The sequence below is a fragment of the Amycolatopsis nivea genome (genome assembly GCF_004522235.1).
GTDB classification, from domain to species: Bacteria; Actinomycetota; Actinomycetes; order Mycobacteriales; family Pseudonocardiaceae; genus Amycolatopsis; species Amycolatopsis nivea.
Genome location: NZ_SDLT01000050.1, coordinates 44,577 through 65,266, shown reverse-complemented (window position 1 = coordinate 65,266; position 20,690 = coordinate 44,577). Strand labels below are relative to the sequence as shown.

14 protein-coding genes and 1 pseudogene are annotated in these 20,690 nt (G+C 70.2%); 6 read left to right on the top strand and 9 right to left on the bottom strand.

Going from position 1 to position 20,690, the window contains the following annotated elements; translation table 11 throughout:
* The 3 genes and pseudogenes from EIZ44_RS45265 to EIZ44_RS39100 all read right to left on the bottom strand — a co-directional run.
* A pseudogene (locus tag EIZ44_RS45265) lies at positions 1-203 on the bottom strand (DUF6542 domain-containing protein); the annotation flags it as partial.
* A 192-nt stretch (positions 204-395) separates the two neighbouring features.
* Entirely contained in the window at positions 396-2,558 is a 2,163-nt protein-coding gene (locus tag EIZ44_RS39105; protein ID WP_134734019.1) for a DUF6049 family protein, read from the bottom strand.
* A 14-nt stretch (positions 2,559-2,572) separates the two neighbouring features.
* Positions 2,573-3,079, bottom strand: coding sequence for an NUDIX hydrolase (locus tag EIZ44_RS39100; protein ID WP_037809118.1), 507 nt, complete (start codon positions 3,077-3,079; stop codon positions 2,573-2,575).
* A 101-nt stretch (positions 3,080-3,180) separates the two neighbouring features.
* Here EIZ44_RS39100 and EIZ44_RS39095 point away from each other — a divergent pair, with 101 nt between their 5' ends.
* The 3 genes from EIZ44_RS39095 to EIZ44_RS39085 all read left to right on the top strand — a co-directional run bounded on the left by EIZ44_RS39095 (position 3,181) and on the right by EIZ44_RS39085 (position 6,881).
* Positions 3,181-4,626 (top strand): CCA tRNA nucleotidyltransferase, encoded by a 1,446-nt coding sequence (locus tag EIZ44_RS39095; protein ID WP_134734018.1) that lies wholly within the window; start codon positions 3,181-3,183, stop codon positions 4,624-4,626.
* 111 nt (positions 4,627-4,737) lie between these two features.
* Positions 4,738-6,063 carry a sensor histidine kinase gene (locus EIZ44_RS39090; protein ID WP_134734017.1) on the top strand — a complete coding sequence of 442 codons (1,326 nt, stop codon included), beginning with the start codon at positions 4,738-4,740 and terminating at the stop codon, positions 6,061-6,063.
* Complete coding sequence (locus EIZ44_RS39085; RefSeq protein ID WP_134734016.1) at positions 6,048-6,881, top strand: small ribosomal subunit Rsm22 family protein; 834 nt, start codon at positions 6,048-6,050, stop codon at positions 6,879-6,881. Before EIZ44_RS39090 ends, EIZ44_RS39085 begins: the two co-directional genes overlap by 16 nt.
* Here the strand turns inward: EIZ44_RS39085 and EIZ44_RS39080 are convergent.
* From EIZ44_RS39080 to EIZ44_RS39060, 5 genes are all read right to left on the bottom strand, one after another.
* Entirely contained in the window at positions 6,867-8,759 is a 1,893-nt protein-coding gene (locus EIZ44_RS39080) for a TNT domain-containing protein (RefSeq protein WP_134734015.1), read from the bottom strand. The two genes, EIZ44_RS39085 and EIZ44_RS39080, sit on opposite strands and share 15 nt — an antisense overlap.
* Before the next feature lie 124 nt (positions 8,760-8,883).
* On the bottom strand, positions 8,884-11,112 hold the full coding sequence (locus tag EIZ44_RS39075; RefSeq protein ID WP_134734014.1) for an ADP-ribosylglycohydrolase family protein: 2,229 nt from the start codon (positions 11,110-11,112) through the stop codon (positions 8,884-8,886).
* Positions 11,113-12,483 carry a TNT domain-containing protein gene (locus EIZ44_RS39070; RefSeq protein WP_167754417.1) on the bottom strand — a complete coding sequence of 457 codons (1,371 nt, stop codon included), beginning with the start codon at positions 12,481-12,483 and terminating at the stop codon, positions 11,113-11,115. It abuts the gene before it with no gap.
* 20 nt (positions 12,484-12,503) lie between these two features.
* Complete coding sequence (locus EIZ44_RS39065; protein ID WP_037809111.1) at positions 12,504-12,806, bottom strand: hypothetical protein; 303 nt, start codon at positions 12,804-12,806, stop codon at positions 12,504-12,506.
* Positions 12,807-12,886: 80 nt separating this feature from the next.
* Positions 12,887-14,185: an MFS transporter gene (locus EIZ44_RS39060; protein WP_051728657.1), complete on the bottom strand. Its 1,299-nt coding sequence runs from the start codon at positions 14,183-14,185 to the stop codon at positions 12,887-12,889.
* Between the two features lie 1,217 nt (positions 14,186-15,402).
* On the opposite strand from EIZ44_RS39060, the gene EIZ44_RS39055 reads away from it, so the two are divergent.
* The gene (locus tag EIZ44_RS39055; protein ID WP_037809108.1) at positions 15,403-15,984 is read left to right on the top strand and encodes a YqgE/AlgH family protein; all 582 of its coding nucleotides are present in this window, start codon (positions 15,403-15,405) and stop codon (positions 15,982-15,984) included.
* On the opposite strand, the gene EIZ44_RS39050 is transcribed toward EIZ44_RS39055, so the two are convergent.
* Positions 15,981-16,400: an SdpI family protein gene (locus EIZ44_RS39050; protein WP_134734012.1), complete on the bottom strand. Its 420-nt coding sequence runs from the start codon at positions 16,398-16,400 to the stop codon at positions 15,981-15,983. The two genes, EIZ44_RS39055 and EIZ44_RS39050, sit on opposite strands and share 4 nt — an antisense overlap.
* A 65-nt stretch (positions 16,401-16,465) precedes the next feature.
* Between EIZ44_RS39050 and EIZ44_RS39045 the strand changes: the two genes are divergently transcribed.
* Both EIZ44_RS39045 and leuS read left to right on the top strand, forming a co-directional pair.
* Positions 16,466-17,635: an esterase-like activity of phytase family protein gene (locus EIZ44_RS39045; protein WP_205673445.1), complete on the top strand. Its 1,170-nt coding sequence runs from the start codon at positions 16,466-16,468 to the stop codon at positions 17,633-17,635.
* A 159-nt stretch (positions 17,636-17,794) separates the two neighbouring features.
* Positions 17,795-20,683: a leucine--tRNA ligase gene (gene leuS, locus EIZ44_RS39040; protein ID WP_240691538.1), complete on the top strand. Its 2,889-nt coding sequence runs from the start codon at positions 17,795-17,797 to the stop codon at positions 20,681-20,683.
* The last annotated feature ends 7 nt before the right edge of the window (positions 20,684-20,690 follow it).

The window sequence follows — 20,690 nt, the reverse complement described above, 5'->3', positions numbered from 1 at the left end:
TCCCGGGGTTCACGAGGTTCGCGGGGCTCACGGGGGTCGCCGCGGCGCGGGTCGATCCGGCGCGGCTGGGCCCGGTCGGAGGGCGCCCGGTCGGCGGGCGGACGTTCGTCGGGCAACGGCATCCGGCGGGTGCCGTTGGGCGGCGGCTGCCTGCGGTCGGCGGGCGGCGGCGGAGGAGGCGGCTGGCGACGGGCGTCCCGCACCGCGCGGCGAGGCTGGTCGCTCCGCCTCGGCGCCGCGCCGTCCCGCCGAGGACGACCCGCACGCTCGGGTGGTTGACCCGGCTCTTTGTCCAACGCGTGCCCAATCCTCGGCGGTCCCCTTGCCCCTGCCATTGTGGCAGCGCGGACTCAGGGTAATCGGGAACGGGCGCGAGCACCCGGCCCCTTGGCCTGTCAGGGCGTGCCGCCGCGGCTTTCCTTGATCCGCCGGTAGATCCGCCGGGACGCCAGCAGAAGCAGCGCGCAACCAGCGACGACGGTGACGATGATGGTGATCGGGCCGTATTCGGTCGAGGTCAGCTCGAACCGCGCGGTCGCGCCGAGATCCGTGCCCGATGGGGTGGTCAAGGACACATCGACCGACAGGCGGCCGGCCCGCAACGCCTCGATCTGCACGTACTTGGTCTGCCCGCCCTTCGCCGGGAAAAGCAGGTTCTTGCCCGCTTGTTCCGGCCGGACGCCCATGTTGTTCCGGAGCACGATCTGCGCGGTGACGCCGACCGGCAGGTCGTTGTGCACATACACCGGCAGCGGCGAGGACCCGGACGCGAGCGCAAACGTTTGCTTCGGCTGTTCGACGGTCACCTGGTCGCGGATCGCGGCGAGCTCCGCGGTGGCGTTCGCCGAGGCGGACGCCACCGCCGACGGGCCGAACGCGGTCGAGCTGCCGCGGACCAGCGCGTCGCGCACCGGACCGACGACGGCCTTCGGTTCGACCTGGTTCCGCTGGTCGACCTGCATCGCCGAGACCAGGCCGGTGGCGTCCTGGTCGAGGCCGGACAGCTGGCCGGCGACCGCCGCGCCGCCGTCCGAACGGGTGTCCGCGGCCAGCGAAGCGCTGCCTTCCGGCGCGGTGCCGAGCAGGTCGTCGAGCGTCGAACCGGCCGTCACGCCCGCGGTGGTGAGCTTGCCGAGCCCGGACAGGAAGGCGTTCAGCTCGTCGGTGGTGGCGTCCCAGCGCCGCGGCGGCGCGATGAGCAGCGGCCCGCCGGTGGTTCCTTCGGTGCGGCCGAGCCCGGCTTCGAACGCGACCGCGGCGAGACCGTTCTGCGTGGAGACCGCGCGCTGCGACGCTCCGCTGTAGGTGGTCGGCGCCTGCGGGCTCGGCGTGAATCCGGTGAGACCGGCGGTGGCCATCGAGTTGGTCGGCTGCGCGCGCAGTCCGTCGGACAGGGTCGCCGCGCCGGTGACGGTCTCGTCGTCACCGCCTGCCCGCAGCTTGCCGCTGTCGGTGAGCACGGTCTGGAAGCCGCCCGACGAAATCGCCGACAGCGCCTTGTCGTCCGGCGTCCCGCCCGGCCACAGCACGCCGCTCTTCGACTCGACGCCGAGCACCTGGCGGATCGTGGCGGTGCCGTTCAGCGCCGTGGTCATGAGGCCGGCGTCCGGGTTGCCGTCGGCGCCGCGGATCTTGCCCAGCGTGGTGAGGTCGGCGTCGGCGAACGGCAGCGGGATCACACACCGGCCGGTGACCAGCGCACGCAGCGCCGCCAGCCAGTTCGACGCGGCTTCCGCGCCCTTGCCCGTCGCCCCGCCGCTGACCCGGTAGCCGTTCTTCATCGCGTCCACGGTGCGCAGCAGGTCCGGATCGAGCGCGAAGCACAGCGAGCCGCCGATCTTCGGATTCGTCTCCTGCGCCGCTCGCGACGCCGAGACCAGCGAATACAGCCGTCCGCCGGGGCTCAGCTGGTCGGCGAGCGAATCGTCGGTCAGCGTCATCGGCACGCCGAACGGGGCGGACTGGACGTGCGGGGTGCTGTCGGTGATCGGCCACAGCACGGCCAGTTTCGAATGCCGCTGCGTCGCCTGGTTGTTCGCGTGACCCGGCGTCGACAGCACCGGCATGAGCAAGCTCACCGCGGCGAGCCGCGCCGGGCCGCCGTACTCCGGGGTGCCGTTCACGTTCACCAGCAGCGGGTACACGCCCGGCCGGAGGCCAGCGCCGCGCGGCCCGGTGAGCGGCACGGTGATGTTCAGCCGGGCGCTCTGACCAGGCTCGAGGTCCTCGGCGAGCGTGGTGAACTCGGTCAGCGGGGTGTCCTGCACCGGGGTCCCGGCGAGCACCGAGTCCATCGCGCGCGGGCTGGCGAGGCGTTCGCCGATCTGCAGCCGGGCCATCGGCTTGACGATCCGGCGCGATCCGGTGTTGGTGACCGTCCCGGCCACCGTGATCGCCTGGTCCGCGCTGGAAATCACGCGCGGGGTCAGCTGGCCGAGGTCGAGCCGCAGCCGCGCCGGTTCCGGAGACGGATTCTCCTGCGCGCCCGCCGGCGCACCGAACAACGCGGTGGCGGCGACGATCAGCAAGGACAGCAAGAAGGCGGCGGGCCGCTTCACTCGGGTGCTCCCTCTCAGCCGCGCTCGTCGGGCGCGAAAAGTTCTGCTGCCCCGCGAACCAGCTTGCGCTCGTCCGCGTAGGCGAGGGTGGTCTCCAGCTCGGCCAGCGGAACCCAGGCGACCTCGGTCACCTCGACGTCCTCGTCCGACAGTTCGCCACCGGTGGCTTCGAGCAGGAAATGGTGCACGGTCTTGTGCACCCGGCGCTGCTGCGCGACGAACCAGTAATCGATGGCGCCAAGCGGGTGCAGCACGCGCGCGGAGATGCCGGTTTCCTCCTTCACCTCGCGCACCGCGGTCTGCTCCACCGTCTCCCCGTCCTCGATGTGGCCCTTCGGCAGCGACCACAGCAGTCTGCCGTGTCGGTCGAGCCGCCCGATCAGCACCGCGTGTTCGCGCTCCGGGTCGACGACCAGTCCGCCCGCCGAGGTCTCGTCGACCGTGGTCAGCCGCCTGCCGCGGTGGCGCCGTCGCCGCCGGCGCGGCGTCGGCGGCCCGGCGCGACCGGCGGATCCAGACATGCTGCGATGCTAGAGCAAACGGTCGCCCGGGTACTCTGGCTCTCCGTGTCCGTGTCCGGCGGCGTCCGCGGTGGCGGCGCCATTTTCGTGGTGGGATTCGAGTGAACAACCTGGTCGCCCAGCAGAACGCGGTGACGGAACTGATGCGAGTGTCCCCGTTGGCCGACGAGCTGGCCGAGCGCTTCGCCCGCGCCGGCCACAGCTTGTACCTGGTCGGTGGCAGCGTGCGCGACGCGCTGCTCGGCAGGCTGTCCAACGACCTCGACTTCACCACCGACGCGCGCCCGGACCGGGTGCTGCAGATCGTGAGCGAGTGGGGTGACGCGGTCTGGGACGTCGGCATCGCGTTCGGCACCGTCGGCGTCACCAAGAACGGCACGACGCTGGAGATCACCACGTTCCGCGCGGACAGCTACGACCGCGTCGGCCGCAACCCCGAGGTCACCTTCGGCGACACCATCGAGGGTGACCTGCTCCGCCGCGACTTCACCGTCAACGCGATGGCGATCGACCTGGTCGGGAAGACGTTCATCGACCCGCACGACGGCATGGACGCGCTCCGGCTGAAGGTGCTCGACACCCCGGCGCTGCCGCAGGAGTCGTTCGCCGACGACCCGCTGCGGATGATGCGCGCGGCCCGGTTCTCCGCGCAGCTCGGCTTCACCGCGTCGCCGCGCGTGGTCGAGGCGATGACGTCGATGGCCGAGGAGATCGACCGGATCACCGCCGAACGGGTCCAGACCGAGCTGTCGAAGCTGATGCTGGCCCCCGACCCGCGGCCGGGCCTTGAGCTGCTGGTCGACACCGGGCTGGCCGACCGGGTGCTGCCCGAATTGCCCGGCATGCGGCTGGCGATCGACGAGCACCACCAGCACAAGGACGTCTACCAGCATTCGCTGACCGTGCTCGCGCAGGCGATCGAGCTGGAGAAATCGCACGAACCGACCAGCGAGCCGGACCTCGTGCTGCGGCTGGCCGCGCTGCTGCACGACATCGGCAAGCCGGCCACCCGCGAGTTCACCCAGGGCGGCGGCGTGAGCTTCCACCACCACGAGGTGGTCGGCGCGCGGATGGCCCGCAAACGTTTGCGGGCGCTGAAGTACTCGAAGGAGATCATCGAGCAGGTCTCCCAGCTCGTGTTCCTCCACCTGCGGTTTCACGGATACGGCGGCGGCGAGTGGACCGATTCGGCGGTCCGCCGCTACGTCACCGACGCCGGCGACCTGCTGACCCGGCTGCACAAGCTCGTCCGCGCCGATTCGACCACGCGCAACAAGCGCAAGGCGGCCGCGCTGCAGGCGACCTACGACGATCTCGAGGCCCGCATCGCGCGGATCAAGGAGCAGGAGGACCTCGACCGGGTCCGGCCGGACCTCGACGGCAACGAGATCATGCGGCTGCTCGGCCTCCCGCCGGGCCCGCAGGTCGGGCAGGCCTGGAAGTTCCTCAAGGAGCTGCGGCTGGACCGCGGTCCGCTGGAACACGACGACGCGGTCGCCGAGCTGAAGAAGTGGGCGGCGGCGGAGGGCCTCGGTTCGGGCGAATAGCCCCAAGAAATGAATTCGGGATCGCGGGTTCACCACGATCCCCCTTTGGCCTCTGGATCATCGCCGGGCCAGCCGAGATACTCCCTGTCTCGAACCGAACCGGGGGGATCGATGACGCGGCAGCAGGACGGGGACCGGCGCGGAGCCAGCTTTCTCGTCATGCTGCTGCGGCGCGGCACGCCCGCGCTGGCCACGGCGACGACCGGGCTGACCGACGAGATCGGCGATCCGACCCCGGTGCGCGCGTTGCAGCGGATCTCGCGGATGGCCGGTCCGGTCGACGAGCGGCAGCGCGACGGGCTGCTCCTGCGTGCGGCTCGGTACGTGGTGCTGGTTCCGCTGGTCTACCGGCTGCTGATGGTGCCCGCGACGTTCGGGTCGTACGCGGTCAGGCACGGGTCGGCAGGGTTGGCGTCGGTCGCGATCGTCGCGGTGTGCTCGGTGGCGCTGAGCGCGTTCGGCCTGTTCTGGATGATGCGCCGAGCCCCGTTCCGCAGTGATCTCGCGGGCCGGTTGCTGCTGATCGACCTCGTCGCCACGCTCGCGTTCGAGCTGTTCATCGGCGTGACGGTGTCGCCCGCGGTCTTCCACGACGCGGTCGGCGTCGCGGACAAGCACCTGCTCGGCAGCGTCGCCCTGCTCACCCTCGCCGTCGGCATCCCGTCCGGGATCGGGCTGGCGGCGCTCAGCCTGCCGGTGCGGCTGCTGTCGGACCTGCTCAACCACGGCACGTTCGATTTCGCGCAGGCCGCGTCGCTGTACCCGACGATGTTCGGCGTCCTGTTCACCGCGGTCGGCGCGCTGATCCTGCTCGGGCTCGGGATCCGGCTGGCGCTGGCGTACGGGATCCGCAACGGACGGCTCGCCGAACGCGCGCGGCAGCACCGGATGCTGCACGACACGGTGCTGCAGACGCTGGAGGCGATCGCGCTCGGCGGTCCGGGCGATTCGGATCAGCGGCTGGTCGAGGTGCAGCGGCTGGCCCGCGCGCAGGCGATCGAACTGCGGCAGACGATCGAGACCGCCGCGGCGCAGCGGGCCGAGGAGGGCGCGCGGCCGCTCGGCGAGAAGCTCGCGGCGCTGGCCGCGGAGATGGCGCGGGACGGGCTGCGCGCGCAGCTGGTGATCGCCGAACTGGACGACGACACGCTGTCCGAGGTCCGGCAGATCGCGATCCGCGACGCGGTGCGGGAAGCCATGCGCAACACGATGAAGCACGCGGAGACGGACAAGGTCGTGGTACGCGTGGAGGAACGCAACGGCGGGATCGCGGTGATCACGCGGGATCACGGCACCGGGTTCAGTCCGGCGGACCGGCCGGCCGGGTTCGGCATCAGCGAGTCGATCACCGCGCGGTTGTCCGAGGTCGGCGGGACCTCGCTGGTCGAATCGAGTCCGGGGAGCGGAACGAGGGTGACGTTGTGGGTGCCGCTGTGAGCGGGGTGGCGGGTGCGCTGGCGGCGTACCGGGACGGCGAGGTCGAGCGAGCGGGTGCGCTTGCCTCCGAGGCTGGAACGCCGTTGGGCGACGAGCTCGCGACGTATCTCGCGGCGGGTCCGAGCGGTCCGGTGTACGACCAGCCCGCCGCGTTCACGGCGTTCATCCGCGGTGGCGGGAACGTCGAGTTGTACCGGCGGTTGAGCGAAGAACTGGCGGCGCGGTACGACTCCTGGCGTCCGGCCGCGTTGCTGGATCTCGGGTGCGGCGACGGGTTGGCGATCGAACCGGCGTTGGCGCGGGCCTCGTTCCGGCCGGAGCGGATCGACCTGGTGGAGCCGTCGGAGGCACTGCTCGCGGACGTCGAAGTGCCTGGTGCGCGCCGGTTTTCGTTGACCGCGCAGGACTTTCTCGCCGCGGATGGTTCCACGTGGAACCTCACGCAGTCGACGTTCGCGCTGCAGTCGATCGAGCCCTCCATCCGCGCTGAGGTGCTGAGTGCGTTGCGGACGCGGACGGAACGGTTGGTGCTGGCCGAATTCGACGTGCCGGACACTGCTGACCTGGAGTCGCTCGTGCGTAGGTACGAACGCGGCGTCGCCGAATACGGCGAGCAGGCTTCCCTGGTGGCGCAAGGATTTTTGCTGCCGGTGCTGCTCGGCGTCGCCGCCGGGACAGCGCGGACGAACTGGGAACATCCGGCCGCGCAGTGGACCCGGCAGCTCGAGACCGCCGGGTTCGCCGACGTGACAGTGGAACCGCTCGCGGACTACTGGTGGTCGCCCGCTGTGCTGATCACGGCTTCACAACCGGGATAGCGCGCCCTGCTCGAGGTGCTGCGCGATCGGTCGCGGCAGCAAGTACGCGGTGGCCCCGCCGGGCTGTTGCGCCCACGGCGCGGTGACGCCGGTCAGCACCCGGATCGTGCGCTGCACGCGGTACTCGTGCCGGTCGCGTTCGCGGTCCGGCGTCAGCGAGGTTTCCAGGAACCGCACCGAATTCGCGTGGACCAGGTTCCCGGTCTCGGGGCCGAAGCGGACTACCGTGGTTCCGGCGGGCAGCACGACGATCCGCTTGCCGCGGAAGAACGACAGCGGCGGCTCGCCGCGCATCGGCAGGATCGGCCAGTCCGCGGGCTGATCGGATTCGTCCGGAGCCTGCGGCGGCAGCATCAGCAGCGTGCCGAGGAGGAACCGGGCCGCGTCGGCGAGGTTGGCGAACGCCACCGGCTCCACCGCGGGCGGACGCGACACCTCCCAGCCGTTTTCCGCGCGGCGCAACGTCCACACGCCTTCGGCAGGGACCTCGTTCGCGCCGATCCGGTACGCCGACGACGGCACGCCGTGTTCGACGAGCCGCTGCTGCAACAGCGCCAACGTTTCGGCACTGCGCAGGCCAAGGGTCGGCTCGCCGCGGACCGCGCGGGCGAGCGAGCTGTCGTCCGGGATGTCGGCCTCGGTACGGCCCGGGCGCGGTTTGCCGAGCACGTCGGCTTCGGCGGTCGCGCGCACCAGATCGCGTACGATCGGCGGCCGGAACCCGGCGGCGCGGATGTGCTCGACCAGTTCCGGCTCCGGCGGAACGCCGTATTTGCGCAGGTAGTGCGGTACGGCGGCGGGCCAGATCCAGGTGCCGTCGGTGTGGAAGGCCTGCGGCACGTCCGGCGGCGCGCCAGGCGCGAAGATGTCCGGCTGCGGCACCGGCCGGTGCAGCACGACGGGCGAGCGGAACAGGTAGTCGAGCACGCCGCGGACCTGGTCCGGCGGCACCGGCGGGCGGTTCACCACCGGGCGCTCGCCCTCGTTGTGCGCATCGACCGGTCGCGCCTGGCGGAACCCGACGGTCAGCGGCAGCCCGGCTTTCGCGCCGAGCCAGTCCGGCAGGTGCTTGTCCGGGCGCGGGAAACGGGTCAGCTCCACGAGGTAGGACTCGCGGGCGGGCTCGCCGCCGTCGTTGGGCGGCAGCCGCCAGTCCGGCTCCTGGTCGGCGTCGAAGTCGAAATCGAACTGCGAATCGGCGTCGAGCGTGAAGGTGCCTTGGAACCAGGTGCCGGTCTCCGGCTGGTACATCGCAGCGCGCAGCTGGGAGAACAGCGTGCTCAGCTGCGGCGTGCCGGGCAGCGCCACCGAAACCGGACCGTTCTCGTCGCCGACCGCGCGGACCTCCAGCTCGGAGTAATCGCCGACCTGCCGGAACTGCGCCGCCACCCGCGTCCACCCGCCGGGTACCTGACGCAGTGTGCGGCCGATCCCCCGCAGAATCCGGGTCTGGTCGCCGCCCTCGGTCTCGGCCTTCGGCTCGCCGTAGTCGTGCCGGGTCAGCCAGAGCCCGGTGAGCTGCTTGCCCGGGACGGTCACCGAGAAATCGGTGAGCCCGAGCTGCGCGGCGCGCACTGGATCGTGCCGCGTCCAGCGCAGGGTCAGATTCGGCTGGTCGCCTGGCGCGACCTCGAACAGTTCGTCGTCGTATTCGACGTAGGTGCGCAGATCGAACGTCGCGGGCACCTCGTTCGCGAGCACGACCCGCGCCGGCTTCCCCTCGTGCTCGCGGTCGAACCCTTCCGGCGCTTCCTCGTCGCCGACGACGGTCAGCAGCAGCGTTCCGTCGGTGGTCGAGCGTTGTGCCGCGAAAGTGCGATCGTCGAGCGTCGCGTACAGGCCGTCTGGGCGTTCTCCCGATTCCACCCGGTACCGCACGTCTGGTTCCTCCCCGAAGTCCCCCGTGTAGCCGCAACGAACCTATCTGACCGTGTCACGACCCGACCATCGGTCACCGGAGACGGGAGAATATGCGCCCACAAATACCTGCTCGGGTGACCGATCAGTGCCGTGGGTAGCGCTGCACCCAGGCGTCGCCGAGTGCGTTCCGCGCCGAATGGCGGTCGAAATGCCACAGCGCGTCGGTCGCCACCTGTTCGATCAGGTGATGCAGCTCAAGCTGCTCGACCCACTTCCGGGGCAGGCCGGGAACGCCCACCCGAGCGCCGAGCAGCGCACCGGTCAACGCGCCGGTGAGCGCGCTGCGGCCGGAGTGGTTCACCGCGCGCAGCATGGCCTGTTCCGGGTAGTTCTCGAAGCCGGACAACGCGGCGAACGAGCGGCCGAGGACGGACAGCGTGCTGTGTCCGTCGCCGATCAGCTCCGGCATCCGCAGGTCCGGCAGGCCGTGCTCGCCGAAGAACGGCACCGCCTCGGCCACCAGGTCGCGCACCGGCCCCCACTCCGGGCCGTCGTGTTCCTCGAGGACCTCGCGGGACAGATTCCACACCGGATAGCTGAACGAATCCTTCGTGAGCGCCTTCTCGAACACCCACGCCAGGTAAGTCGCGGCGGCCACGTCGTCCGGCTGGTGCGTCACTCCGGCGAGATCGCGCACGACCTGGCCGATGCCGCCGCTGAACCCGGTGCCCGGACCCGCCGCGGTCAGCACCGCGGGCAGCGCGCCGAGCAGCGCGGCCGGACCCGACATCGGCGCGGCTTGCGGATCGCCGGTGACCAGCGCGTGGTACGCGTTGAGCTCGGCGTCGTCGATCGCGCGGCGGGCGTGCAGTTCGGGCACCTTGACGAGGAAACCGTCGGCGTTCTGGATCGCCGCGCCCTGCGTGTGCAGCCAGCGGCCCAGCGCGCCGCGGACCACGCCGGGGAACAGCTTTTCGACGTCGCGCGATTCCGGCTGTTCGCGGTGCGGGCTGCGGATCACGGCCTCGGTCAGGAACAGCAGCCGTTGCGTCATCGAGCCGATCCGGCCCGGCTGGTCGAACGCGAGTGGCAGGTCGCGGACGCCGTCCGGACCGTAGGTCGAGACGATCTCGTCCAGCCGCATCCGGTCGACGGCCGAGCCGAGCGCCTCGCCGAGCGCGAAGCCGACCCACGCGCCGACGACCCGCTGCCAGCCGTAACGGAAGTTCTCCAGGCTGATCTCGGGGTATTTGCCGAAGGTGTCGAGCTTCGGGACGATCCGGCCGTCGTTGTCCCAGGACGGCACGAGGCCGTTGGCGCGCAGGTCGTTCGGCCGCGAGCGGCTCGGCTCCGGCTGTTCGAACCGGCGCAGCCACGACCGGCCGAGGACGGTCTTGCGGCATTCGTCGGCGGTCAGCTCGAACCCGTGCCGCCGCGCGCGTTCCGCGGCTGCCTTCGGGATGTCGACCGGCTTCTCCAGCCCGATCCGGGCGGCGGTTTCGACGGCGAATTTCTCCAGGTCTTCTTCGATCTCCGGGCAGCGGCCGTTCTCGTCCACCCGCGGTTCCTGGCGGGGAAACCGCTTCGCGATCGCGGTCAGCTCGGCGCCGGCGACGTCCTCGAAGGTCGCCGGACCGCCGTTGATCACCAGGTTCGGCGGGTGTTCGAACTCGGCCAATGTCGCCAAGTCGACTCGCCACCAGGCGTGTTCGCGGGCGGGCAGATGCCGGGTCGAGCTGAAGACGCGGAGCTCGTTGCGTTCCTCGGAGAAGTAGAACCGGTCGGTCGCGCCGGTTTTGAGGTCGAACGGCACGAAGACTTCGCAGCGCAGCAGGCCGATCAGCAGCTGCTCGCGCGACAGCCAGCCGACGCTCGCGAAGGCGAGGAGCGTTTCCAGCGGGTTTTCCGGCTTCGGGTAGCCGCGGCGGATCGGACCGGCCTTGTACTCGGGGTTTTCGCGTTCGTCACCGGTCTGGTGGCCGTCGTTGTCGACCTTCACCCAGCCGGCGACCGCGGGCAGCGGCACGCCGAGTTCGCCCAGCCCGGCCTTCGCGTACTCCGGGTCGACGACCTCGCGCCAGCTCTCCTGTCCCGGATAAGCGACCGGGGTGCTGAGCCCGCCCGGATGCGGATGCGCCTGGCGCAGCTCGCCGTCCGGCTCGCGCACGAGCACCGACGGGGCGGGGAACAGTTCTTTGTCCGGACGGCCGTCGTCGAGGAACGCGACAGTGTTGTAGGGGATCGACCAGCCTTCGGGGACCCGCAGCACGCGGTCGTGGTCGACCCGGAGGCCGCCCGGCCCGGAGACCTCGGGGCCGTGCACGGCGCGCAACCACTTCCCGACCTTCTCCACCGCTTCCGCCGCTTCCACCTACTCGATCCTCTCCAGGCTTCCGTCGGACTCGTGCTCCGCGATCGGCTTGGGCAAGACGTACGCCACCGCGCCGCCGGGAAGGTTCGCCCAGGGCACCGTCACCCCGGTGATCACGTGGAGTGATCTTCGGAGGCGAAAAGTGCTGGTCATGCGCTCCCGTTCGAGTGGCAGGGACGTCGTCGCGAACCGTACCGCCTGGTGGTGGACCAGGTTGCCGGGTTCTTCGCCGAATCGCAGAACGACGGTACCTTCCGCCAACCGAGTGAGTCTCTTGTTCCGCAGCAGCGTGAGGGGAGGGTCACCCGGCACGGGCTGGACCGGCCAGTCGGCGACCTCCCGCGCCGTTTCCAGCGGGGTTTCGCGGCCGCTGGTCGCGCGGGCGGGATGCAGCAGCAGCGCGCCGAGCAGGTGGTGCGCGGCGTCTTCGAGGCGGGCGAAAACCTGCTCCCGACCGTCCGGCGCGACGACCGCCCATCCGGCTTTGACCTGGTAGAGGCTCCATTTCCCGGCTTCCCGCCCGCCGAGGCAGCGGACGTCGGCCCACACGCCGAACGAGTCGAGCCGGTGTTCGAGGTGGGTCAGGAGTTCGGCGTCGGACAGGACCGGGTCCGGGTTGGTTTCCCGCTCCGCGGCGACGTCGCCCGCGGTCCGCTGGAGGTCGTCCGGCGTCGGTCGCGGACGGGGTTTCCCGGCCAGGTCGGCTTCCGCCGTGCGGCGCACCAGATGGTCGACGTATGGCGGGTGAAAGCCCCGGTCGCGGATGTGCTGGAGCAGTTCGGGCTCGGGCGCTGTGCCGTGTTCTCTCAAGCGCTCGGCCACTTCGACCGGCCAAATCCAGGTGCCGTCAGTGCGGTGTCGTTCGCCGACCTCGGCCTCGCGTTCGAGGTACCGCAGCACGAGCGGCAGCTCTTCCTCCGACAACGGTTCGCCGGTCCCGGCGGTGGCGTGCCGGAACACGACGCCGAGCGGGAGCCCGACGTGCAGCCGCCACCAGTCGGGAAGGTGCTCGTCGTCGCGGGGAAAGGTGGTGAGTTCGGCGAGGTAGGCGGACGAATCGGGCGGCGTCGTCCACGGGGGCTCGTCGTCGGTGAAGTAGTCGAAGTCGAACGCGCCGTCCGGGGTGAGCACGTAGCGCGCCTGAACCCAGGTGCCGCGGCCCGCTTGGTACATCTCGGCACGCAAGTCGGTGAGACGCTGGACCATCTCGGTGGTGGCGACGGTGTTGCGGGCCTGCACCTCGTAATGGTCGCCGAGCTGGGCGAATCCGATGCCGGCCAGCGCGTCCGGATCGGCCCGGTGCGCCTTGATCAGCCGACCGATCTCGACGAGCACCTGCTGACCGGTACCCGTTGGTTCCACGTGAATCATTGCGTCCGGAGCGGACGACATCAGGACCCGCGACGGCGGTTCTGCGGAACGGTTCCGCGCGGACGGACACGACGCGGGGTCGGCCGCGGGGCGGGCATCGAGGAGCTGTGCTGCGGTTCGGGTGCGTCGGCCAGGTGCTGCACGAGTGCCTGGACGGTCGACGCGAGCTGCGCGGGGGTCGTCCGCTCGAAGGCGTCCGGCGCGAACTCAAGCCTGCCGAGCGTGCCGGCCGGCCCGGCGGTCGCGCGGACGAGCCCGTCGGGCGAGGTCAGGACAGCCGGCGCGGCGTCGAGACGGGCACGGTCGTCGCCGATGGTGCTCACGGTGGCCCCCCGTGTCGGTTGCGCGTGCCGAGATTAACTCGACCGGGTCACAAGTCACCCTAATGCCCAACGGTGAGTTACTACCCCCGTTTGGGTTCAACGGTTTGCGGCAGCGAATCGCCGCGCCGCCGACCGGCCAGCAGGTATCCGGCCCCGCCCAGCAGATAGAGCGCGGTCGCGACCACCATGAGCTCGGGCGAGTACCCGTTGTCCTTGACGAAGAGCGCCGCGAGCGAAACCGCCACCACCTGGGTGATGTTGAACAGCGTGTCGTACAGCGCGAAGACCCGCCCGCGAGCCTCGTCCGCGACATCCAGCTGCACCGACGAGTCGACGGACAGCTTCACGACCTGACCGGTCCCCATGATCAGGAACGACGCGATCAACGCCAACGGCAGCAACATCGGCAACCCGAACGCGGCCTGCGCGACCGCCGAAACGAGCAGCGACCCGAGCACCGCCCACGTCCGCCCAAGCGACCGAATCAGCCGCGCCGTCACCAGCCCCGCGACGAGAATTCCTGCTCCCGCGCAAGCGACCATCTGGCCGAGCCCGGGCAGTCCCGAGCGAAAGATCCCGTCGTCAGCGAAGTAATTGCGCATCAGCAACACGCTGAGCAGCAACGAAATCCCATACGCCGCGCGATGCGCGAACAACGCGACAAACCCAGCCGTAACCCGAGGCGCCCGCCACGCATGTCGAGCCCCATCAGCCAGCCCGCGCGCGACCGCCACCACCGGATTAGTCGGCTCGTCAACCACAGTCGGCCCGAGCACACCCTTCGCGAACCGATGCGCGAGCACGGCGGACACCAACGCCCCGACCGCAGCAAACGCAGTGGTCTCCGCCGACCCGACATCCCCGGCCCCGAACACCGTCCGCAACCCGATCGCACACCCGCCACCGACGACCGCGATCGCCGACCCGAGCGTCGCCGCGACCGCATTAGCCGAAACCACCGCCGACGGCTCCACTACATGCGGCAACGCAGCAGACAACCCAGACCCGATAAACCGGCTGATCCCCTCCGCAAGCAACGCGAGCGAAAACAACCCGATCCCGCCGACCCCAGCCCCCACCGCAACAACGGACGCCAAGATCGCCACGGCCCGCACCAGATTGGCGAACACCAGCACCCGCCGCCGGTCCCACCGATCGAGCAACGCCCCAGCAAACGGCCCCACCAGCGAATACGGCAGCAGCAGAGCAGCGAACCCCTCCGCGATGGCCAACGGATCAGCCGCCCGCTCCGGATTGAACAGGACGGCCCCAGCCAGCCCAGCCCGAAAGACCCCGTCCCCCCACTGAGCCGCGAACCGCGTAAACAACAACCGCCGAAACAACGGCTCCCGAACGACCCACTCCCCCACCCGCACCACACAACCCTACTGACCACCCCAGTACCCCAAAAAGACGACAAATCGACAGTCAAGCACGCCGGGCTGGCTAGGGGCAGATCGCGGCGCGTCACCCCTGGCGAACGAACTAGCCCAGCCGACAGCGCCTCCGAAGCAACAACGCCCAACCCAACCTCACTCGGCCCAAGCCCCTGAACGGCGAGCCAACGCCACCCCGACGCAACAAAGCCCACTCAGGCCAGCCCGAGCCAGATCGCCAGGCGGCGAGCTGGCCCAGCGAGCCCGCAGCGGCGCGAGGCAACAAAAGCCCACCCGCACCTGCTCGAATCAGATCGCCGGACGGCGAGTTGGCTTGTCCAGCCAGGCGCGGCCCCGAGCAACAAGCCACCCACGTCCGCGCGAGTCAGAGCGCCGGGCGGCAAGTTGACCCGGCGAGCCTGCAGCGGCCCCGAGGCAGCAGAGGCCCACCCGCACCTGCCCGAATCAGATCACCGGGCAGCGAGTTGGCCCGGCGAGCCAACAACGCCCCGAAACAACAACGACCCACATTGGCTGGGGCCAGGTCGCGAGGCGGCGAGTTGGCCTGCCCAGCCACCAACGGCGCTGAAGCACAGAACCCACCCACATTGGGCCAGGTCGCTGGGCGGCGAGTTGGCCTGCCCGGCCAGCAACGACCCCGAAGCACAGAGACCCACCCACATTGGTGGGCGTCAGGTCACGAGGCGGCGAGTTGGCCTGCCCAGCCAGCAACGGCCCGAGACAACAAAGCCAACCCACATCCAGTCAAGTCGAGCCGGAGCCCCGGCGCGAGCCACGGCATCTCACCCCCGGGAAAGCCGCTGCACCCGAGCCAGCTCGCTGACCACCGATCGGTGCCACACCCCGGAAGCAACAAACCCCACCAGCACCGGTTGCCAAAACAAAGGGGGCTCCGCCCCCGCCCACCCCGAAAACCGCACCGAAGGCACCGCGGGGGTCCGGGGGGCTCGGCCCCCCGGGTACACGGCGCCGGTGGAAGGGGAAGGTGCGAAGCACCGAACAGGACTCGAGAACACCGGCGCACTCGTTTCGCCTCTCGGCGGCTTGGCGCAGTGTGGCTCCGGCCGGACCGGTATTCCACAAAGGCGGTTCTTCAGTGAGCCCGGGGGACACGAGTGCGCCGGCTCATTGTTCTCAACGGGGCGGGTGGTGCTGGTGTTCCCGTGCCGGGAGGATTTCCCTCGGCGGGTGATGGGATCATGGGTGGCGTGCCAGCGGACGCCGAGGTTGAACCGGGAACGCTCCTGGTCGCCGCACCCACGATGTTCGACCCGAACTTCAAGCGGACCGTGGTGTTCGTGATCGATCATCGGGCGGAGGGCACGCTCGGGGTGGTCTTGAACCGGCCGTCCGATGTTCCGGTGAATGACGTCCTGCCGGGGTGGGGCGCGCATGTCGCGGAGCCGCAGTCGGTGTTCGTCGGCGGGCCGGTCGACAAGAAGACCGCGCTTTGTCTCGCCGCGTTGCGGACTGGGGAGACCGCTTCCAGCGTTCCGGGCGTGGTTGCCGTGCGGGGGCCGGTCGCGCTGGTCGATCTGGACAGCGATCCCGAGGTGCTCGTGCCGAAGGTGCGGGGCGTGCGCGTGTTCGCGGGCTATGCCGGGTGGGATTCAGGGCAGCTCGCGGGCGAGATCGAACGCGAGGACTGGGTGATCGTCCCCGCGTTGCCGAGCGACATTCTCGCGCCGCCCAGCCGTGACCTGTGGGGTCAGGTGTTGCGCCGCCAGGGGGTGCCGCTCGCGTTGCTGGCCACCCATCCTGGCGATTTGCAGCGGAACTAGGCCTCGCTGGACTTCTGCAGGACTCCGCAGCCGCCGGCGCCGCACGCGCAGCCGCTGCAGCCGGACGGGACCGGCGACGGGGCGGGCACGGTCAGGGCGGCTCGCGCGCCCATCCGGGCTCCGGCGACGACCATCACCAGCAGGCCGAGCAGTCCGACGATCGCGGCGGCGACCAGGCCCGCGGTGGCGGGGATCGCCAGACCGGCGAGTCCGCAGACGACCGCGGCCGCGCCTCCGGCCAGGGTCGGGATGCCGGCCACCCGGTTGGCGAGCTTGAACGCCTCTTCGCTGCGCATCGAGGCTTCGGTCCGGACTCCGGCCCCGCTCGCCCTGCTCAGCCGTCCGCGCACGCCGAGGAAGCCACCCCAGCCGACGACGACACCAAGGACGATCGGAACGAGCGCGATAGCGAACACCCTCTGAGGATAAGCGTGACCTCGCGGCAATGTCCCGGATACCCTCGTCGGCTGTGCTACGGGCCATGTCTTCGTCCACGCGACACCGGCTGTTCGCCGCCGCCGGGATCGTCACCTTGTCCTTGCTCGTCCCCGGAACCGGGACCGCCGCTACTGCCGCGCAGCGGCCGGTCCGCCTGCTCGGCGAGCAGCGTGTGCCGCACAACCTGCAGTTCCAGGGCACCACGGTCGGCGGATTGTCGTCCGTCGACTTCGATCCGCGCACCGGCGGTTACGCCTTCATCAGCGACGACCGGTCCGCGATCAACCCGGCCCGCTTCTACACCGCGAAGTTCGACGTCGGAGCCAACGGTGTGGGTCCGGTCACCTTCACCGGCACGCATCCGCTGCTGCGCCCCGACGGCACGCCGTATCCGCCGCTCGCGAAGAACGACCCGGCCGCTCCCCAGAACGAGCAGACGATCGACCCCGAGGAACTGCGCGTCGACCCGTGGACCGGGCACTACGTCTGGTCGCAGGAAGGCGATCGGCTCGCCGACCAGCACCTGATCCAGCCCTCGATCCGCGAAGCCACCCGCGACGGGCACTACGTCCGTGACCTGCCGTTGCCCGCCAACGAGCGGATGACGCCGGACGCCGGTCCGCGCCGCAATTACGTTCTCGAAGGCCTCGCCTACACCGGGTTCGGCACGCTGCTGGCCAGCGAGGTCGAGGCCCCGCTGCTGCAGGACGGGCCGCCGCCCACGCCGACGTCGGGTGCGTTGTCGCGGATCACCCTGCAGAGCCGCTTCGGGCCCGTGCTCGCGCAGTACGCGTACCCGCAGGAGAAGCTTTTCGCCGAGCCCAAGCCCGCCACCGGGTTCGCCGACACCGGGGTTTCCTCGATGCTCGCGGTGAACCAGGCCGACCCGACGAAGTTCCTGATGATGGAGCGGTCCTTCGTCACCGGCGTCGGCAACAAGGTGCGCATCTTCGAGATCGACACCACCGGCGCGACGAACGTCCTCCACACCCCGTCCCTGACCGCCGCGAAGCACGTCAAGCCGGTGAAGAAGAAGCTGCTCGCCGACCTCTCCGACCTGCCGCTCTCCACGGTGGACAACATCGAGGGGATGACCTGGGGCCCGGCGCTGCCGTCCGGGGAACGCACCCTCGTGCTCGTGAGCGACAACAACTTCTCCGCGTCGCAAGTCACCCAGGTCGTCGCTTTGGCGGTCCCGTCGGAACGGCTTTGACCAGCGCGTTACGATGAGTGCATGAACACGGCTCGGCTGCTCCTTGGCCTGCCGCGCTGACCTGGTCCGATGACCGGCTCGGCGCGGCGACCCCTCATGCCTTCTGGCTTGGGGGGTCGAGTTGTTTCTGGGAGTGGCTCGACACGGAGGAAGACGGCGATGACAGGGTCTGACGAGGCCACCGGGGCCGCGGCGAAGAGTGCCGCGGACGCTGAGCACGCCCCGCCGTTCCGCTACACCGCGGAGCTGGCCGGGCAGATCGAGCAGCGCTGGCAGGACCACTGGTCCGACCACGGCACCTACCACGCGCCGAACCCGGTCGGCCCGCTCGCGGAAGCGGGCGAGCCGGTGCCCTCGGACAAGCTGTTCGTGCAGGACATGTTCCCGTACCCGTCCGGTTCCGGCCTGCACGTCGGGCACCCGCTGGGCTACATCGGCACCGACGTCTACGCGCGGTATCACCGGATGATCGGCCGGAACGTGCTGCACACGCTGGGCTACGACGCGTTCGGCCTGCCCGCCGAGCAGTACGCGGTGCAGACCGGCACGCATCCGCGCACCACGACCGAGCAGAACATCGCCACGATGCGCCGCCAGCTGAAGCGGCTGGGGCTGGGCCACGACGAGCGCCGCTCGATCGAGACGATCGACCCGGACTACTACAAGTGGACCCAGTGGATCTTCCTGCAGATCTTCAACTCCTACTACGACGAGGACGCCCGCAAGGCGCGTCCGATCGAGGAGCTGGAGAAGGCGTACGCGGCGGGTGAGCGCACGACGCCGGACGGCCGTCCGTGGACCGAGCTGAGCACCGTCGAGCAGCGCAAGATCATCGACGACCACCGGCTGGTCTACATCTCCGAGGCTCCGGTGAACTGGGCCCCCGGCCTGGGCACCGTCGTCGCGAACGAGGAGGTGACCGCGGACGGCCGCAGCGACCGCGGCAACTTCCCGGTGTTCCGCAAGAGCCTGCGCCAGTGGATGATGCGGATCACCGCGTACGCCGACCGCCTGGTCGACGACCTGGAGCTGCTGGACTGGCCGGAGAAGGTCAAGTCCATGCAGCGCAACTGGGTCGGCCGGTCGCAGGGCGCGCGGGTCTCGTTCGCCGCGGGCGGCGAGAAGATCGAGGTCTTCACCACCCGTCCGGACACCCTGTTCGGCGCCACCTACATGGTGATCGCGCCGGAGCACCCGCTGGTCGAGAAGCTGACCGCGGCGCAGTGGCCGGGCGAGCACCCGGAAAGCTGGACCGGCGGCGCGAAGACGCCCGCCGAGGCCGTCGCCGCGTACCGGGCCGCCGCCTCCCGCAAGTCCGATCTGGACCGGCAGGAGAACAAGGAGAAGACCGGCGTCTTCACCGGCACCTACGCGGTGAACCCGGCCAACGACAAGGAAATCCCGGTCTTCGTCGGCGACTACGTGCTGATGGGCTACGGCACCGGCGCGATCATGGCGGTGCCGGCACAGGACCAGCGCGACTACGACTTCGCGAAGAAGTTCGAGCTGGAGATCGTCCGCACGGTCGATCCCGGCGAGGGCTTCGAGGGCGAGGCGTTCACCGGCGACGGGCCGGCGATCAACTCCGCCAACGACACCGTCGACCTGAACGGCATGGGCGTCGCCGACGCCAAGAAGACGATCATCGCCTGGCTGGAGGACCGCGGCGCGGGCGAGGGCACCGTGCAGTACAAGCTGCGCGACTGGCTGTTCGCCCGCCAGCGTTACTGGGGCGAGCCGTTCCCGATCGTCTACGACGAGAACAACCTGCCGATCGCGCTGCCCGAGGACCAGCTGCCGGTCGTGCTGCCGGAGGTCGACGACTACTCGCCGAAGACCTTCGACCCGGACGACGCCGACTCCGAGCCGTCGCCGCCGCTGTCGCGTGCGAAGGACTGGGTCGAGGTCACCCTGGATCTGGGCGACGGGCCGAAGAAGTACCGCCGCGACACGAACGTCATGCCGCAGTGGGCCGGTTCCTGCTGGTACCAGCTGCGTTACGTCGACCCGGCGAGCCAGGACGTGTTCTGCGCGCCGGAGAACGAGGCGTACTGGCTGGGCCCGCGCCCGGCCGAGCACGGCGTGGACGACCCGGGCGGCGTCGACCTGTACGTCGGCGGCGTCGAGCACGCGGTGCTGCACCTGCTGTACTCCCGCTTCTGGCACAAGGTCCTGTACGACCTGGGCCACGTGTCGTCGAAGGAGCCGTACCGCCGCCTGTTCAACCAGGGCTACATCGAGGCGTTCGCCTACACCGACAAGCGCGGTGTGTACGTGCCTGCTGAGGACGTCGTCGAGCGCGACGGCAAGTTCTTCTTCGGCGACGAAGAGGTCAAGCAGGAATACGGCAAGATGGGCAAGAGCCTGAAGAACGCCGTGACGCCGGACGAAATGTCGGACACCTACGGCGCGGACACCTTCCGGCTGTACGAGATGTCGATGGGCCCGCTGGACATGTCACGGCCGTGGGCGACCAAGGACGTCGTCGGCGCGCACCGGTTCCTGCAGCGGCTGTGGCGGCTGGTGGTCGACGAGCAGACCGGCGAGCTGCGGGTTTCCGCGGACGAGGCGACCGAGGCGGACCGGAAACTGTTGCACCGCACCATCGCCGGGGTTCGCGAGGACTACGCGGAGATGCGGTTCAACACCGCGGGCGCGAAGCTGATCGAGCTGAACAACCACCTGACCAAGGCGTACGGCTCGGCCGCGGCGACCCCGCGCGAACTGGCCGAACCGCTGGTGCTGCTGCTGGCTCCGCTGGCCCCGCACGTGGCCGAGGAGCTGTGGCACCGGATGGGCCACGCCGATTCGCTGGTGCACGGGCCGTTCCCGGTCGTGGACGAGAAGTACCTGGTCGAGGACTCGGTCGAGTACCCGATCCAGGTCAACGGCAAGGTCCGCTCGCGGATCACCGTGGCCGCGGACGCGAAGAACGACGCGGTGCAGGCGACCGCGCTGGCCGACGAAAAGATCGCCGCGCTGGTCGGCGACAAGACGCCGCGCAAGGTGATCGTGGTGCCGGGCCGGCTGGTCAACATCGTGCTGTGAACCGCTG